The following is a 16287-nucleotide window of genomic DNA, read 5'->3' on the forward strand; positions in this document are numbered from 1 at the left end:
CCCATGGGACCGGCTTGCAGGCCGGTCGATCGACACCGGTCGGCTCCCCCCGAACGGCGTCCAAGCTAGGGTAAGAAGACCATGTCCACGGAATTCGACGTCGTCGTCATCGGGGCCGGCCCCGGCGGCTATGTGGCCGCGATCCGCGCCAGCCAGCTGGGCCTGAAGACGGCGATCATCGAGCGCGAGAACCTGGGCGGCATCTGCCTGAACTGGGGCTGCATCCCGACCAAGGCGCTGCTGAAGTCCGGCGAGATCTATGAGCAACTGTCGCACCTGTCCGGCTACGGCCTGTCGGTCGAGAAGGCCTCGTTCGACTTCGCCAAGATCATCGACCGCTCGCGCGGCGTGGCCAAGACCATGTCCTCGGGCATCGCCTTCCTGATGAAGAAGCACAAGATCGAGGTCGTCGAGGGCGAGGCCAAGCTCGAGAAGGGCAGCCCGTCGCCCAAGGTGGTCGTGGCCCTGAAGGCCGGCGGCAGCCGCACGATCCAGGCCAAGAACGTGATCCTGGCCAGCGGCGCCCGGGCCCGCGACATCCCCGCCATCGGCGCGGTCTCGGACGGCGACAAGATCTGGACCTATCGCGACGCCCTGGCCCCTAAGGCCATGCCCAAGTCGCTGGTGGTCATCGGCTCGGGGGCCATCGGCATCGAGTTCGCCAGCTTCTACCGCGCCCTGGGCGCCGAGGTGACCGTTGTCGAGGCCGTCGACCGCATCATGCCGGTCGAGGACGCCGAGGTCTCCAAGGCCGCCCAGAAGGCCTTCGAGAAGCGCGGCATCACCTTTCGCATCGGCGCCAAGGTGACCAAGGTCGAGAAGACCAAGGATGGCGTCTCGGTGGCCGTCGAGGTCGGCGGCAAGGCCGAGACCCTGACCGCGGCCGTCTGCATCGTCGCCGTCGGCATCGCGCCCAACACCGAGGGCCTGGACGCCATCGGCCTGAACATGGACCGCGGCCACGTGGTCACCGGCAAGCATGGCGAGACGAACGTGCCGGGCCTCTACGCCATCGGCGACGCCGCCGGTCCGCCCTGGCTGGCGCACAAGGCCAGCCACGAGGGCATCCACGCGGCCGAGCACATCGCCGGCTACAAGACCCCGCACGTCAACTCGCCGATCCCCGGCTGCACCTACGCCAACCCGCAGGTCGCCTCGGTGGGCCTGACCGAAGCCGCGGCCAAGGCCGCCGGCATTGAGGTCAAGGCCGGCCGCTTCCCGTTCCGCGTCAACGGCAAGGCCGTGGCGGCGGGCGAGATCGAGGGCTTCGTCAAGACGGTGTTCGACGGCAAGACCGGCGCCCTGATCGGCGCCCACATGATCGGCCACGAGGTCACCGAGATGATCCAGGGCTTCGTCACCGCGATCACCCTGGAGGCCACCGAGGAAGACCTGCACGGCATCGTCTACGCCCACCCGACCATGTCGGAAGCCATGCATGAAGCCGCGCTCGACGCCTATGGCCGGGTGCTGCACATCTAGTGACCCAATCCTTCTCCCCTTGCGGGAGAAGGTGTCGGCGCAGCCGACGGATGAGGGGTCCCTCAACGGAAAACGCCGCGACCGGCCTTTCGGCTAGTCGCGGCGTTTGCGTTCTTCGACCCCTCACCCGACCTCCTGCGGAGGCCACCCTCTCCCGCAAGGGGAGAGGGAAGGGGTGTTACGGTCGCTTGCGCAGCTGGGCGTCGACGCTCCATTCGCCCGGTCCGGCGAAGACCAGGTACAGGAAGACGAAGCAGAACAGGATCGCCGCCTCGCCGCCATTCAGGGCCGGCCAGAAGCCCTTCGAGAAGTGGGCCAGGAAATAGGCCACGGCCATCTGGCCCGACAGGACGAACGCCACTGGGCGGGTGAACAGGCCCAGCACCAGCAGCGCGCCGCCGACCATCTCCAGCCAGGCGGCCGCCACCAGCATCGGCGGCAAGGGATCCGGTGCGCCCGGCTGGGGACCGGGGAAGTGGAACACCTTCATCAAGCCGTGCTCCATGAACAGCAGGGCGGCGATGATCCGCAGCAGGCTGAGCACCCGCGGCGCCCATACGTTCAGTCGTTCCATGTCGTCTTTCCTCCGTTGAGAGTCTGCGACGATGAAAGCCGCCGCCTGTACGAAGTTGCCCGACTCAGGCCGCGTCAGGGTGGAACGAAAAACCCCTGCGAGCCATGGCTCGCAGGGGTTCGGAGGACAATGCAGCGGTCTTCATCACGCCGCCCTGGCGTCCTGGTCGGCCATGCGCTGGATGGCGACATAGTCGGTCTTGCCGCTGCCCAGCACCGGCACCTGCATGACCTTGAGGATCTTGCGCGGCACTGCCAGTTCCGGCGCGCCGATGCTCTGGGCGTGAGCGACCAGGGAGGTGACGGCGGCGTTCTGGCAATCGGTGACCAGGACCAGCTTCTCGCCCTTCTTCTTGTCGGGCATCGAGATCACCGCGTGCCGGCCATCGGGCCACACGGCGCTGGCCAGGTCCTCGGCGGCGGTCAGCGAGACCATCTCGCCGCCGATCTTGGCGAAGCGCTTTACCCGGCCCTTGATGGTGATCCACAGGTCGTCGGAGACGGTGACGACGTCGCCGGTGTCGTGCCAGCCGCCCTCGGGGGCGTCGACGCCCCCGTCCTCGCGCAGATAGCCCGACATGATATTGGGGCCGCGCACCAGCAGGCGGCCGCCCTCGGGAATGCCCTCGACCGGCTCGATCTTCCATTCCTGGCCGGGCAGCAGGCCGCCCACGGTGCCGCGTCGATTGTCGTCGGGCTTGTTGACCGCGATCACGGGCGAGGCCTCGGTGGCGCCGTAGCCTTCCAGCACCGGCACGTTCCCGAACCGCTCGGCGATCAGGTTGTGGGTCTCCTCCCGGACCTTTTCGGCGCCGCAGACGATGAACTTCAGGCCCGCCAGCTCGTCGCTGTCGGAGGCGCGCGCGTACTGGTTGACGAAGGTGTCGGTGGCCAGCAGCACCGAGGCCCCGGTGTCCTTCAGCAGCGCCGGGATCTGCTTGGTGTGCAGCGGCGAGGGGTACTGGAACGCCTTCATGCCGGTCAGCATCGGCAGGATCACCCCGCCGGTCAGGCCGAAGCAGTGGAACACCGGCAGCGGGTTGAAGAACACCCAGGCGGGGTCCAGGTCGATATGGGCGGCGATCTGCATCGCGTTGGAGACCAGGTTGGCCTGGCTCAGCACCACGCCGCGCGGCGCGCCGAAACTGCCCGAGGTGAACAGCACCACGCCTGGATCCGAAGGCTTGGCGTGGGCGCGCAGCCGACGTGGAAAGGCGCCGGCCACGGCGGCGAACAACTTGTCGCCGATGCCGATCGTGCTTCGCACGTCCTCCAGATAGGTGATCGTCGCCTTGGCCTCGAGGGCGTCGACGATGTCGTGCAGCTTGCCCAACTCAATGAACTTGTGGGCGGTCAGCACGCGCTTGACGCCCGCCAGCTCGCAGGCGGCGCGCAGGTTGCGCAGGCCGGCGGTGAAGTTGAGCATGGTCGGCACCCGCCCGAAGGCGTGCAGGGCGAAGAAGGTCACCACCGCCCCCGACCCCGACGGCAGTAGGATGCCGACATGTTCGCCCGGCTGGGTCATGGCCGCGATCTTGCGACCCAGCGCGAAGCTGGCGCGCACCAGGTCGGTGTAGCTGAGCGGATTGCGGTCCTGGTCCTCCAGGATCTGCTTCCTGGCGCCGTACTTGTCGCGGGCGTCGAGCAGGGCGTCAAAGAGAGCCTTGTGGCCGTCCTGCGCATTGAAAACTACCGGCATGCCGGCGAAACCTCCCGGAAGCGCGCTACCGCGCCCTCGTCTGATTGAAGCGGGACCCTAGCGACGGCGTGTCGCTTTGCAAACACCCGTTACGCGCGCGGAAGCGCACCGGTCCTTCTAAAATGCGCTCGACCCCTTGTCGTTCAAGGGGCCGGAGAGGCGGGGGCGGTCCGCAGGGTGTCGTCGATCGCCTTCAGCCAGGAAGCCCGCACCGAATCCGTCTCCAGATGCAGGGCGTGACGGGCCGTGGGATAGCGAGTCTCGGCGCAGCGGGGCAGGGCGGCGCAGACCTCGCCCTGGGGCCGGGGCAGGGCTTTGACGTCCTGGCCGGCGTCCAGCATCACGACGGGGATGTCCACCCGCTTCAGGTCGCGGCCCGTCGCGTCCACCACGTCGTAGAAGGCCGCGTACCAGGCCAGGCTCGGCGCGCCCATCCTCAGGTCGGGATTGGCCAACTGCCAGGCCTGCTGCACGGCCCCGCGAGCCCGGTCGTGGGTCAGCCTGCCGGCGACGCCGTCGGGTCCCTCGCGTTTCCAGCCCGCCTGGCCCGGATAGCGCATGAACCCCAGCTTCAGGCCCCTGGCCCAGCGCGCGAGGCGGATCAGTTCGCCCTTGGGTCGCGGGAGGTCGGCAATGTCGAAATTGGGCGCGGAGAGGATCGCGGCGTCCGCACGCAGCCCTTCCTCCAGGGCTCGCAGGGCGACCACGCCGCCATCGCCGGCGCCGAGGATCACGAACGGATCGCGGCCGTTGGGACGGATCACCGCCGTGACCATGGCACGGGTCGCCGTGACGTCGGGCGCGAAGCTGGTGGCGTGGCCCAGATCGCGCCACGGCGTCGCCCGCTCGGAGCCGCCCTGGCCCTGGCGTTCCAGAATCCAGACCACGTAATCCAGGTCGTTGAGATCGCGGGCTGTCTCGAACCAGGCCTCGGCCGACTCGCCATAGGCCGGCAGGATCAGGATCTGCCCTCTCGGCGCGCCCTGGGGCGCGGAGACGCCGTAGCGCTGAACCAGGTCGTCGCCGACCTTCACATAGCCCCAAGCCCAGCCGGCGGGCGGCTGGAAGCGGACATCGAGGGAAGGGGGCGTGCGGCTTTCGGCGAAGGGCGCGCGGACGCCCTCGTCGCCGCAGGAGGCGAGCGGCGGGGCCAGCAGCAACAAGGCCAAGGCGAAAACAGGGAGGCGGCGACGCATTCCGCGCACTCATTTCGCGCCTTTGCGTCACATGCAAGAACGCATGCTTGATCCGGAGGCCAAGAAGGCCGATCTAGGCCGTCATGGTCACCCTGATCGACACGCTGAACGCCCGCGCTTCCGAGCCCCGCTCTTCCGAAGACCGCGCTGTCCGCCACCCCGAAAAGCAGAACCGACCCGACACGCCGGTCCTGCGCAAGCCCGAGTGGCTGCGCGTCCGCGCGCCAGGCTCGCCCGGCTACAACGAGACCCGTGGCATCGTCCGAGACCACAAGCTGACCACGGTCTGCGAGGAAGCGGCCTGCCCGAACATCGGCGAGTGCTGGAGCCAGAAGCACGCGACCATGATGATCATGGGCGAGATCTGCACCCGGGCCTGCGCCTTCTGCAACGTGACCACCGGCCTGCCCAACGCCCTGGACGCCGATGAGCCGCGCCGGGTGGCCGAGGCCGTCGCCAAGATGGGCCTCAAGCACGTCGTCATCACCTCGGTCGATCGTGACGACCTGGCCGACGGCGGCGCCCAGCACTTCGCCGAAGTGGTCCTGGCCATCCGCGCCGCCGCCCCGGGCACGACGATCGAGATCCTGACCCCGGACTTCCTGCGCAAGGACCGGGCCGAGAACGTGGTGATCGACGCCCGCCCGGACGTCTTCAACCACAACCTGGAAACCGTGCCGCGGCTCTATCTGAAGATCCGCCCCGGCGCCCGCTACTATCACTCCCTGCGCCTGCTGGAGCGGGTCAAGGAGCGTGATCCCTCCCAGTTCACCAAGTCGGGCCTGATGGTCGGCCTGGGCGAGACCAAGGAAGAGGTCATGCAGGTGATGGACGACATGCGCTCGGCCGGCGTCGATTTCATCACCATCGGCCAGTACCTGCAGCCCACCCGCAAGCACGCCGCGATCGACCGCTTCGTGACCCCGGACGAGTTCAAGGCCTACGAGGCCATCGCTCGGGCCAAGGGCTTCCTGATGGTCTCGGCCAGCCCCCTGACGCGCTCGTCGCACCACGCCGGCGAGGACTTCGCCAAGCTGCAGGCCGCGCGCCGGGCGCTGGACGCCAAGGCGGGCTAGGGCGCTTGCACCGCCATGTCGTCATCCGGGTGTTGCCCTATGCGCCCGAACAGCTCTTCGCGCTGGTCGGCGACGTGGAGGCCTATCCGCAGTTCGTGCCGTGGATCACGGCCATGCGCACCTGGAACGGCCGGGCCGACGCCCAGGTCTCGACCGTGGACGCCGAGGCCCAGGTCGGGTTTTCGTTCCTGCGCGAGAAGTTCGCCACCCGGGTTCGGCGCGACGCGGCGGCGCTGACGGTGGACGTCGGCCTGCTGTACGGCCCGTTCAAGCGCCTCTCGAACCAGTGGCGCTTCCTGCCGCACGAGGACGGCGCGACCGTGGAGTTCGTCATCGACTTCGCGTTCAAGTCCAGGATTCTCGACGCCATGCTGGCCGCGAACCTGGATCGAGCGGCCAACACCCTGATCGGCTGTTTCGAAGACCGCGCCCGGGCGATCTACGGGCCGAAGACCTAGGCGGCGGTGACGCCGCAAGGGCAGATCCCTGTCATCGCCCCTTGAACGTGGCCGGGCGCTTCTGCAGGAAGGCGCTGACGCCCTCGATGAAGTCGTCGGTCTTGCCTGCCGCCTTCTGCCCATGGCGCTCGGCATCCAGCTGGGCGCCCCAGTCGGCGTCGAGGCTGTCCCAGACCAGCTTGCGGATGATCGAGAGGGCGGCTGGACCGTTGGCCAGGTCCTGGGCGATGGCCGAGGCGGTCGTCATCAGTTCGGCGTCGGGCACGCAGCGATTGATCAGGCCCCAGGACAATGCTGTCGCCGCCGGGATCTTGTCGCCCAGCAACATCATCTCCATCGCCCTGGCCTTGCCCACCAGGCGCGGCAGCAGATAGGTCGAGCCGCCATCCGGCACCAGGCCAATGCGGCGGAAGGCCTGCAGGAAATAGGCGCTCTCGGCCGCCACGATGATGTCGCCTAGAAGGGCCAGCGAGCACCCGATGCCGGCCGCCGCCCCGTTGACCGCGGTTACGATCGGCAGCGGGAAGCCGCGCAGCAGGTCGACCAGCGGATTATAGGTGCTTTCCAGGGCCGCGCCCACGTCGGGCTTGCCGTCGCTGTCCGACTCGCGACCGGCCCCCCCGCCCGCCAGGTTGGCGCCCGAACAGAAGCCTCGGCCTTCGCCGGTCAGGATCACGGCGCGCGCCTGGACCTCGCCGGCCGCGATCGCGCCGAAGGCCTGGGCCAGTTCGCGGGCCATATCCACGCCGGCTGCGTTGAGCGTGGCGGGATCGGCGAGGGTGATGACAGCCACGCCGTCGGCGGCCTTGAGCCGGATCTTCTCGTAGGTCATGGCGTCCTCCCAAGACGTTGCCGTCGCGCCAGGAGTCTAGGCGCGACTAACCTTGGGGAACGCCAGGAAAATTATGGGTCGCCAGCGCCGGCCGTCGATCAGGCGGCGTTGGCCGAGTCCGGCTTGGTTTCGGCGGCGGTGACGCGGTTGCGGCCGCCACGCTTGGACGTGTAGAGCGCCGCGTCGGCCCGTTCCATGACCGAGTGACCGCTCTCGCCGGGACGACGCTCGGCGAAGCCCGACGAAATGGTGATCGCGCCCAGGTCCTCATTGGTCGAGCGGCGCTTGAGCATCCGCGAGGACACTTCGACGCGGATCTCTTCCAGGGTGCCGGCGACCAGGGCGGCCGACTCCCGCGGGAAGATCATCGCGAACTCCTCGCCGCCGTAGCGGGCGGCGAAGCGGGGCGGAGCGGCGACCCGGCCGATGACGCTGGCGACGTAGCGGATGACCTGGTCGCCCGTCTGGTGGCCCCAGGTGTCGTTGAAGCCCTTGAAGTGGTCGATGTCGAGCACCGCAAGACAGAGCGTGGCGCCGGCCTCGTCGGCTTCCGAACAGGCGCGGTCCAGCTCTTCGTCGAAGGCCTTGCGGTTGGCCAGGTTTGTGAGCCCGTCGGTCGTGGCGTCGCGGCGAACCTGCTCCAGGTGTTCGCGCAGGCGATCGACTTCGGCGGTGGATTCCGCCAGGCGGGTCTCCAGCGACTTGTTTTCCTTCTGGACGCGACGGGTCGCCTCGGCCAGGCCGCTGACGACGGTCTTGATCTTGTCGACGTCCTGCGAGGCGTCCAGCTCCTTGGCCGCGCCGTTCAGCGTCCTGCCATAGGCGGTGTTGCTCTTCTGGGCGTCCTGGATGGCCTTGGAGACCGACTCCAGTTCCTTGCTCAGCAGGTCGCCGGCGTCGCGGATCTGTTCGTTCAGCTTGGCCTTGGGCAGGTAGGTGGCGGCCAGCTCTTCGCTGAGCGACTCGGTAAGCGGCTCGCCCAGCGAGATCAGTCGGGTCAACTCGCGGGCCAGGGCGCCGTCCGGATCGGCGACGAAATGGGTCCACAGCTCGAAGTTCAACGCGGTCGGCCACACCTGATGGCGTTCCATCAGACTCAGGGCGCGGCCCGCGATCTTGTAGGCCTCAGGGCCGCGCAGCGTGGTCTCGACGTCCGACATCTTAAATCCCCCAGCAGCGCCGCATCGCCCGGATGCGCGCTTGGACGCACAGTCTAGGCCGAAGAGTTCAAACGACGCGTTAAGAACGAACGGCGTTCTCTTGCAGGTCTCCAGTCTCGAGAGCGTGATTATCAACGATAAGATGAACTTGTGGGCCGTCTGGACGGCCCTGAGCGTGGACGCGTCCGCCAATTTCAACCTCGGATCGCGTCCAGATCGTCGCTTTTGCGGATCGTTGACGCGCAGAAGGTCGCGAGCTGCGGCAAAACGACCTGGCGGCGGAACGTCGCGCGGCCAAGCGGGAGAAGTGGTCGTGGGCGCCGCTTCGACGAAGTGAACGCGCCGCCCGCAGCTTTACCCGCACTGATTCCCGTGATCGAAAGCCGGGATGGGTCAGACCACGCCGCTGCGCATCGTCGAAGAGACCAGCGTCCTGCCCGCGACGCACGCCGAGGCCTTCAAGCAGGGGACGAGCACGCCACAAAGCGCCATGCGCCTGGACCTGCCGGCGCGGGATGAGGCGGCGACCGAAGCCTTTGAATTGGGCGGGCCCGCGCTGCCGGTCTGGTCGTTCGAGCATCGCCCGCCGTCCGCCCGACCCGTTTCCCTGTGCTTGACCCGCGAGGTCCTGCATCTGCCAGGCTTCGGCGCGATCCTGTCGCCGGATGGAACGGTGCTGAAGGCGTCCGCCCGCGAAGCCCTGGAGCGATGGCCCGACCTGTCGGGCCTGCCCGGCGTCCGCGTGGAGGACGGCGTCGCCCACCTGACCATCCCGGACACCCTGCCAGTCTTCGCGCAGGCGGCCGTGTTCCTGGCCTGGGGCGGCGTTTTCAACTACGGGCACTTCGTGCTCGACTGCCTGCCTTCGCTCGTGGCGTTGGATGAGCAGGGACTGCTGGAGCGCTATCCACCGATCGCGCCGCCGCTGAAGGGGTGGCAGCGAGACCTGATCGCCATGGCGGTGGGCAAGCCGGTCCGGGAGCTGAAGGCGGGTCTGGTCCGCATCGGCGCGGCCGTCCACGCCACCAGCATGGACCACTATCTGCACGGTCCGGGAGACCTGCTGGGGCGGACCCGGGCGCGGATCCTGGCAAGGGCGCCGACGCCTCGAACGCGCGGACGGCGGCTCTATTTCTCGCGCCGAGGCCATTCGATGCGGGTGATGGTCAACGAGGCCGCGCTGGAGGCGGCGTTGCGCGCGCGCGGTTTCGAGATCGTCAGGCCCGAGCGCCTGAGCGCGGCGGATCAGATCCAGATGATGCAGGAGGCGGACGTCCTGGTCGGGCCGACGGGCGCGGCCATGACCAACGCCCTGTTCGCCCCGCCGGGCGCCAGGATCGTGGAGATCCAGCCGCAGAACTTCACGAGCCAGTGGGTCTGGGCGGCCAGCCGATGCGCGGGGGCGGAATGGCGCGGCTATGTGTGCGCCTCGCCGGTCGATCCGCGCACGGTGGCTTGGCGCCATCGTGTCCGCCGCGGCTTTCGTTTCGGCTACGCGCTCGCCTTGGACGACTTCCTGGCCTTCGTCGACGCGGCGCTCTGAACGGAAAAGGGACACGCGAGCCTCGCGTGTCCCTGGATCCTAGTCTTCGCTGTCGCTGACCGGCGCCAAGCGCGGCGGGGCGCGCATCAGGAAGGCGGGGGTGTCGTTGCCGAAACCCACCACGCGACGATCGTCGTCGTCCTCGCGACCGCGGACCGGCTGGACGCCGCGCACCGGCAGCGGGGCGTTGGCGCGCGCGGGGCGCTCGGCCTCAATGCGTTCAGGGGCGCGTTCCGGCGCGCGTTCGGGACGCGGCGGGCGTTCGGCCTCGAGGCGGGGTTGTTCGCTCCGCTCGGGACGGCGATCGCGGTCACGACCGCGTTCGCGGCGAGCCGGACGGTCGCCCTCGGCGCGTTCCGGGCGCGGGGCCCGTTCGGCGGCGGGAGCGGCTTCGACGATCGACGGCTCGGCGACGGCGTCCTGTTCGACGCGCGGCTGGCGGCCGCGGTCGCGCGAGGAGCCGCCACGGTCGCGCCGGGGCTTCTCGCCGGCGGGCGCTTCGACTTCCGGAGCCTCAGCGGCGACGACGACTGGAGCGGCTTCGCCGCGCGGCTTGCGCGAACGCGCCGGACGCTTGGTCAGCGCTTCGCCGGGCGCCGAGGGGATCGGCTCGCCGGCGATGGCGGCGTCGAGATTGGCGGCGGCGACGTCCGAGGGCTCGGTCGGGGCGCGGTTGCGATCCCGGTCACGGCCCCGTTCGCCGCCGCGGGAGCGGTCGCGATCACGACCGCCGCCGCGCTTGCTGTCGCCTTCGCGGCGCACGGTGACGGCGTTGGAATAGTCGAGGTCGAGCTTTTCTTCCTGCGGGGTCGAGCCGATCAGCTTGACCACCTTGTCGAAGCCCTTGTCGTCGGCGGGGGTCACCAGCATGTAGGTGATGCCCGAACGCCCGGCGCGGCCGGTGCGGCCGATGCGGTGGACGTAGTCGTCGGCGTGGTGCGGGACGTCGTAGTTGAACACGTGGCTGACGGCCGGGATGTCCAGGCCGCGGGCGGCGACGTCCGAGGCCACCAGGATCTTCAGGGCGCCCGAACGGAAGTCCGCCAGGGTCTTCATCCGCTGGCTCTGGTCGAGGTCGCCGTGGATCGGGGCGGCGTCGAAGCCGTGCGAACGCAGCGACTTGGCGACGATGTCGACTTCGGTCTTGCGGTTGCAGAACACGATGCCGGTCTCGATCTGGGCCTTCTCGATCAGGGCCCGCAGCGCCAGGCGCTTGGCCTTCGGATCGGAGGAGGGCACCTTGACCAGCAGCTGGGTGATGTTCTCGTTGGTGGTCGCCGGACGCGCCGCCTCGATCCGCACCGGATCTTTCAGGAACTGCTTGGTCAGGCGGGTGATTTCCGGCGGCATGGTCGCCGAGAAGAACAGGGTCTGCTTCTTGGGCGGCGTCATCTTGAAGATGCGCTCGATGTCCGGAATGAAGCCCATGTCGAGCATGCGGTCGGCTTCGTCGACCACCAGGAACTGCACGCCGGTCATCAGCAGCTTGCCGCGTTCGAAGTGATCGAGCAGGCGGCCAGGGGTGGCGATCAGCACGTCGACGCCGCGGTCGAGTTTCTTTTCCTGGTCGCCGAACGACACGCCGCCGATCAGCAGCGCCCACGAGAGCTTGGTGCCCTTGGCGTACTTCTCGAAGCTGGAGGCGACCTGGTCGGCCAGTTCGCGGGTCGGGGCGATGACCAGCGCGCGCGGCATGCGGGCCTTGGCGCGGCCGTTCATCAGCTTGTCGATCAGCGGCAGGGTGAAGGCGGCGGTTTTGCCGGTGCCCGTCTGGGCGATGCCCAGCACGTCCTGACCGGCTAGGGCCACCGGGATGGCCGCGGCCTGGATGGGGGTGGCGGTCGTATAGCCGGTGTCGGCGACCGCTTGGAGGGTCGTGGGCGAAAGCCCGAGTTCGGAAAATTCTGTCATGTCATTCTGGCTGAAATTCAGAGCCACCCGTATTTGGGCGAACGGGTGGCGCGGATTCGCCTGACCTGCTCCGAAGCTGGGGATAAATAGGCTTTGGGCCGCCAAAGTCAATCGTCGGCGGTTTGCGCGGCCAGGGCCGAGCTGAGATCGCCGCTGGCCGCGACGGTGACGCCGGCAAGGCCCAGCCAGGCCGCCATGAGCCGCAGTTCGGCGGCCAGGGCGGCGGGCGTCTCGGCGTTCGCCATGGGCTCGCTGTGGGCCGAGAGCACCCTGAGCAGGCCCGCCTTGCGGTCGGCTTTCAGGTCGACCCGGGCGGTGATCGCCTCGCCCTGCAGGAAGGGCAGCACGTAGTAGCCGTGGGTGCGCTTGTGGGCGGGGGTGTAGATTTCCAGCCGGATGCGGACGTCGAACAGTCGCTCGGCGCGTTCGCGGAACCAGATCAGGTTGTCGAACGGCGAGAGCAGGGCGTTGGCGGCGATCTTGCGCGGCGTTCGCGCGCCGGGCGCCAGATAGGCCGGCTGGGCCCAGCCCTCGACCGTCACCGGCGTCAGGTCGCCGGCCTCCACCAGTTCGGCGACGCCTTGACGCGCGTCGGCCAATCCCATGCGGAAATAGTCGCGCAGGTCGCGTTCGGTAGCCACGCCCAGGGCCCGGGCCGCGCGCCGCAGCAGGACGCGATGGGCTTTGGCGCGAGACGGGGTCGGCGCGGACCATACCGCCTTCGGCAACACTTCCTCGGGCAGGCCATAGACGCGTTCAAAGGTTCCGCGCCGGGTGGCGGTGGTCAGTTCCCCGGCCCAGAACAGGCACTCGGTCGCGCGCTTGGCCTCGCTCCAGCCCCACCAGCCGCCCTGGCCGCGCTCGCCCAGGTCCAGCTCGCCCGCCGACAGCGGGCCGCGTTCGTGAATGGCCGCCAGGACCTTGTCGATGAACGGCCGGTGCTCGGCCAGGAACCGGGCGACGCCTTTCCAGACCCCGACGCCTTGCCGCGCGTCCTCCATTCGCCAGCGGAGCAGGGGTTGAAGGTCCAGCGGCATTAGCGAGGCCTCGTGACCCCAGTATTCGAACAGCGTCGGTTTCCGGCCCCAGGCCAGGTCCTCCAGAGCGCCGCGGGGGTAGGCGCCCAGCCGCGAGAACAGCGGCAGGTAGTGCGAGCGCGAGACGACGTTGACGCTGTCGATCTGCAGGACCGCCAGCCGCTCGATCAGGGCGATTAGATGGCGCCGGTTCGGCTGGGCGGGGCGGCGATCCGCGAACCCCTGGGCGGCCAGGGCGATACGGCGGGCCTGCTTGTGCGACAGGGTCTGGACCATGGACCGAATGAGCATGGGCGGATGTGCAGTGACAAGTCGCGACGGTAGCTCGGCTGACGGAACGCCGGGACGGGCCGTGCCGACCTGGGGCGGCGCTGGCGGCTATCCTCCGCAGGACTCGCGGATGATCAGGTCGGTCGGCACGCGTTCCGAGCGGCTGGCGCCCTGACCGCTGGCGTCCAGCAGCTTGGACACCATCAGCCGCCCGGCCTTGGCGGTGTCCTGCGAGATGGTGCTCAGCGCCGGGCGCGAATAGCGGGCGAACGGCACGTCGTCATAGCCGATCACCGAGACGTCGCCGGGGATCGACATGCCTGCCTGCTGCAGGGCGCGGATGGCGCCCAGGGCGATCAGGTCGGAGGCGGCGACCACCCCGTCGAACTTCACCCCCCGCTGGATCAGGGAGTCGACGCTGGCCTCGGCCGATTCCACCTCGAAATGGGCCGGCACGATCAGTTCGGGATCGACGCCCAGGCCGAACTGCTCGACCGCATCCAGGTAGCCGCGATGGCGCTGCATGGCCTCGGGCGCCTCGGTGTCGCCGAGGAAGACGATGCGCTTGCGGCCCAGGCGGGCCAGATGCAGCGTCGCCCGCTTGGCGCCCAGCGGATTGTCCGAACCCACCGAGCAATAGGCCTGGTCGGGCAACTGCGCGCCCCAGACCACGAACCGGCCCTCGGTCTCGGCCAGGCGGTTGAAGGCGGTGTGCAGCCAGCTCTGGCCCAGGAAGATCACCCCGTCGGCCCGGCTGGTGGTCATGGCGGCCGAGAGGTCCTCGAAGCTGGTCGGGGCCACGTGGCTGATCATCAGGTCGCAGCCGCGTTCGCGCGCCGCCTCGCCGACCCCGGCCAGCAGTTCCAGGAAGAACGGGTCCGACAGCCGGCCCTCGCGACCTTGCGGGCGGGGCACCACGATGGCGATCGTGCCCTCGGCGCCGATCGGGCCGGCGGGCATGTAGCGGCGGAACGGATAGTCCATCTCGCGCGCCAGCTTCCAGATCTGCTGCTTGGTGCGGGTGTTGACCGCCGGGCTGTCGTTCAGCGCCCGCGACGCCGTGGAGATCGACACTCCGGCCAGCCTGGCCAGGTCTTCCAGCCGCGTCGCGCCCTTGGTCACTGTCCCGCCCCGTCGTCAAAAAATCTTGTATGTCGCCGTTGCTGCAAATTTTGCCGCAAATCTTTTCAGGACCTTTGTTAAGGCGCCGCGCCCGTGGTTTTCAAGCGCCGTCGGCGAGGCCCCGTGGCCGTCGCTCACTCAGCTCTGAAAATTTCTGCAACTTTTCGCCGGATCGGCGACGATCGATTGCACCCGTCGTTGCTGGGTCGACGTGACATTTCCTCAATGGATGCCGACATTATCCCGTCGACGTTCGGAAAATTCCATTGCCAGCGGGATCGACGCATGCGCAAATAGTTACCGCAAAGCGCTGAAAAAATTTGCGCAAGGTTCCGGTCCAACGGAGCCTGGAAAGGGGAGTGATGGCGACCAAGGCCCGGCTGAACGGCTTCCAGATCTGGAACATGTGCTTCGGGTTCTTCGGGATCCAGATCGGTTTCGGCCTGCAGAACGCCAACACCTCGCGGATCTTCCAGGGCCTGGGCGTCCAGGTGGACCACCTGGCCATCCTGTGGATCGCCGCCCCGGCCACCGGCCTGCTGGTGCAGCCGGTCATCGGCTATCTCAGCGACAAGACCTGGGGGCGCCTGGGCCGGCGTCGCCCATATTTCTTCTGGGGCGCGATCCTGACCAGCGCCGCCCTGCTGGTCATGCCCAACGCGCCCGTCCTGTGGATCGCCGCGGCCGCCCTGTGGGTGATGGACGCCTCGATCAACATCACCATGGAGCCCTTTCGGGCCTTCGTCGGCGACAACCTGCCCGACGAGCAGCGCGCCTCCGGCTACGCCATGCAGAGCTTCTTCATCGGCACGGGCGCGGTGCTGGCCTCGGCCCTGCCGTGGATCCTGACCAACGGGTTCTCGGTCAGCAACGTGGCGGACGGCGGCGGCGTCCCGCCCTCGGTGCACATCGCCTTCTACGCCGGCGCGGCGGGCCTTCTGCTGTCGGTGCTGTGGACGGTGTTCACCACCCGCGAATACAGCCCCGAGCAGCTGGCGGCCTTCGAGGCGACCGAGCGGGCGCGCAAGGGCGAGGCGCCGGTCGTCGCCGCCGACGCGCCGACCCGCCCCGTCCGCGCCTACCTGGCCGGCGGCCTGGCCTGGACCCTCGCCGGCCTGCTGCTGGCCGCGGCGATCCTCGCCACGCGCCTGGAGAAGGAACTCTACGTCCTGGCGGCCATGGTCGGCCTGTTCGGCGTCGCGCAGCTGGTCGCCGGCCTCCTGCGGCGCGCCGACCGGACCGCCAACGGCTTTTCGGAGGTGGTCGAGGACCTGTTCCGCATGCCGGCCACCATGAAGCAGCTGGCGGTGGTGCAGTTCTTCTCGTGGTTCGGCCTGTTCGCCATGTGGATCTACACGACCCCGGCCGTGGCGGCCTTCCACTACCATGCCGTGGACACCAGCTCGCGGGCCTATAACGACGGCGCCGACTGGGTGGGGGTGCTGTTCGCCATCTACAACGGCGTGGCCGCCCTGGCCGCCCTGGTGATCCCGCCGCTGGCCCGCGCCGTCGGCCGCAAGGCCTGCCACGCCCTGTGCCTCTGCCTCGGCGCGCTGGGCCTGGCGGCGATCCCGCTGATCCGCGAGCCGGGCCTGCTGTGGATCCCGATGATCGGCGTCGGCTTTGCCTGGTCGTCGATCCTCTCGGCCCCGTACTCGATCCTGTCGGGGGCGCTGCCGGCCGGCAAGATGGGCGTCTATATGGGCCTGTTCAATTTCTTCATCGTCATCCCGCAGCTGCTGGCCGCGACCCTGCTGGGCCTGCTGCTTCGGACCTTCTTCGGCGGTGAGGCGATCTGGGCTCTGGCCCTGGGCGCGGCCGGGATGCTGGCCGCCGCCGCCTGCGTGTTCCAGGTCCGCGACGTGGGCGAGCCCCGAGCCTCCCGCGCCGAGGTCCGGTCGCCCGAAGCGCTGTCCAAGGCCTGATCC

At 68.9% G+C, this 16287-nt stretch carries 12 protein-coding genes and 1 pseudogene; 5 read left to right on the forward strand and 8 right to left on the reverse strand.

The genetic code is table 11. The annotated features are described in order from the left end of the window. The first annotated feature begins 81 nt into the window (after positions 1-81). Positions 82-1482, forward strand: coding sequence for a dihydrolipoyl dehydrogenase (gene lpdA / locus ASD47_RS00810; protein ID WP_056750222.1), 1401 nt, complete (start codon positions 82-84; stop codon positions 1480-1482). 178 nt (positions 1483-1660) lie between these two features. Here the strand turns inward: lpdA and ASD47_RS00815 are convergent, their stop codons facing one another. The 3 genes from ASD47_RS00815 to ASD47_RS00825 form a co-directional block, all read right to left on the reverse strand. Beyond that, positions 1661-2056 carry a DoxX family protein gene (locus ASD47_RS00815; protein WP_056750225.1) on the reverse strand — a complete coding sequence of 132 codons (396 nt, stop codon included), beginning with the start codon at positions 2054-2056 and terminating at the stop codon, positions 1661-1663. 144 nt (positions 2057-2200) lie between these two features. Further along, positions 2201-3754, reverse strand: a complete 1554-nt coding sequence (locus tag ASD47_RS00820; RefSeq protein WP_056750227.1) for an AMP-binding protein — start codon at positions 3752-3754, stop codon at positions 2201-2203. A gap of 143 nt (positions 3755-3897) precedes the next feature. Beyond that, entirely contained in the window at positions 3898-4950 is a 1053-nt protein-coding gene (locus tag ASD47_RS00825) for an alpha/beta fold hydrolase (RefSeq protein WP_056750231.1), read from the reverse strand. Between the two features lie 83 nt (positions 4951-5033). Here ASD47_RS00825 and lipA point away from each other — a divergent pair, with 83 nt between their 5' ends. Next, complete coding sequence (gene lipA, locus ASD47_RS00830; RefSeq protein WP_056750233.1) at positions 5034-6026, forward strand: lipoyl synthase; 993 nt, start codon at positions 5034-5036, stop codon at positions 6024-6026. A 5-nt stretch (positions 6027-6031) separates the two neighbouring features. Further along, positions 6032-6484: a type II toxin-antitoxin system RatA family toxin gene (locus ASD47_RS00835; RefSeq protein ID WP_056750236.1), complete on the forward strand. Its 453-nt coding sequence runs from the start codon at positions 6032-6034 to the stop codon at positions 6482-6484. Between the two features lie 31 nt (positions 6485-6515). Here the strand turns inward: ASD47_RS00835 and ASD47_RS00840 are convergent, their stop codons facing one another. Next, on the reverse strand, positions 6516-7316 hold the full coding sequence (locus ASD47_RS00840) for an enoyl-CoA hydratase/isomerase (RefSeq protein ID WP_056750239.1): 801 nt from the start codon (positions 7314-7316) through the stop codon (positions 6516-6518). Between the two features lie 98 nt (positions 7317-7414). Next, entirely contained in the window at positions 7415-8476 is a 1062-nt protein-coding gene (locus ASD47_RS00845; RefSeq protein ID WP_056750242.1) for a GGDEF domain-containing protein, read from the reverse strand. A 388-nt stretch (positions 8477-8864) separates the two neighbouring features. On the opposite strand from ASD47_RS00845, the gene ASD47_RS00850 reads away from it, so the two are divergent. Then, entirely contained in the window at positions 8865-10019 is a 1155-nt protein-coding gene (locus ASD47_RS00850) for a DUF563 domain-containing protein (RefSeq protein ID WP_056750245.1), read from the forward strand. 39 nt (positions 10020-10058) lie between these two features. Here ASD47_RS00850 and ASD47_RS00855 read toward each other — a convergent pair whose 3' ends face one another. The 3 genes and pseudogenes from ASD47_RS00855 to ASD47_RS00865 all read right to left on the reverse strand — a co-directional run bounded on the left by ASD47_RS00855 (position 10059) and on the right by ASD47_RS00865 (position 14420). Continuing rightward, positions 10059-11930 carry a DEAD/DEAH box helicase gene (locus ASD47_RS00855; protein WP_056751484.1) on the reverse strand — a complete coding sequence of 624 codons (1872 nt, stop codon included), beginning with the start codon at positions 11928-11930 and terminating at the stop codon, positions 10059-10061. A gap of 107 nt (positions 11931-12037) precedes the next feature. After that, positions 12038-13243, reverse strand: coding sequence for a winged helix-turn-helix domain-containing protein (locus ASD47_RS00860; RefSeq protein WP_056751487.1), 1206 nt, complete (start codon positions 13241-13243; stop codon positions 12038-12040). 102 nt (positions 13244-13345) lie between these two features. Further along, positions 13346-14420 (reverse strand): annotated as a pseudogene (locus ASD47_RS00865) (LacI family DNA-binding transcriptional regulator). A gap of 301 nt (positions 14421-14721) precedes the next feature. On the opposite strand from ASD47_RS00865, the gene ASD47_RS00870 reads away from it, so the two are divergent. Beyond that, complete coding sequence (locus tag ASD47_RS00870) at positions 14722-16284, forward strand: MFS transporter (protein ID WP_056750250.1); 1563 nt, start codon at positions 14722-14724, stop codon at positions 16282-16284. The last annotated feature ends 3 nt before the right edge of the window (positions 16285-16287 follow it).

It is taken from the genome of Caulobacter sp. Root1472, from assembly GCF_001426985.1.
In the GTDB taxonomy this organism is placed as follows: Bacteria; Pseudomonadota; Alphaproteobacteria; order Caulobacterales; family Caulobacteraceae; genus Caulobacter; species Caulobacter rhizosphaerae.

Coding starts and splice junctions, on each gene's coding strand:
- lpdA (WP_056750222.1), top strand. CDS start 82: ATGTCCACGGAATTCGACGTCGTCGTCATCGGGGCCGGCCCCGGCGGC.
- ASD47_RS00815 (WP_056750225.1), bottom strand. CDS start 2,056: ATGGAACGACTGAACGTATGGGCGCCGCGGGTGCTCAGCCTGCTGCGG.
- ASD47_RS00820 (WP_056750227.1), bottom strand. CDS start 3,754: ATGCCGGTAGTTTTCAATGCGCAGGACGGCCACAAGGCTCTCTTTGAC.
- ASD47_RS00825 (WP_056750231.1), bottom strand. CDS start 4,950: ATGCGTCGCCGCCTCCCTGTTTTCGCCTTGGCCTTGTTGCTGCTGGCC.
- lipA (WP_056750233.1), top strand. CDS start 5,034: ATGGTCACCCTGATCGACACGCTGAACGCCCGCGCTTCCGAGCCCCGC.
- ASD47_RS00840 (WP_056750239.1), bottom strand. CDS start 7,316: ATGACCTACGAGAAGATCCGGCTCAAGGCCGCCGACGGCGTGGCTGTC.
- ASD47_RS00845 (WP_056750242.1), bottom strand. CDS start 8,476: ATGTCGGACGTCGAGACCACGCTGCGCGGCCCTGAGGCCTACAAGATC.
- ASD47_RS00850 (WP_056750245.1), top strand. CDS start 8,865: ATGGGTCAGACCACGCCGCTGCGCATCGTCGAAGAGACCAGCGTCCTG.
- ASD47_RS00855 (WP_056751484.1), bottom strand. CDS start 11,930: ATGACAGAATTTTCCGAACTCGGGCTTTCGCCCACGACCCTCCAAGCG.
- ASD47_RS00860 (WP_056751487.1), bottom strand. CDS start 13,243: ATGGTCCAGACCCTGTCGCACAAGCAGGCCCGCCGTATCGCCCTGGCC.
- ASD47_RS00870 (WP_056750250.1), top strand. CDS start 14,722: ATGGCGACCAAGGCCCGGCTGAACGGCTTCCAGATCTGGAACATGTGC.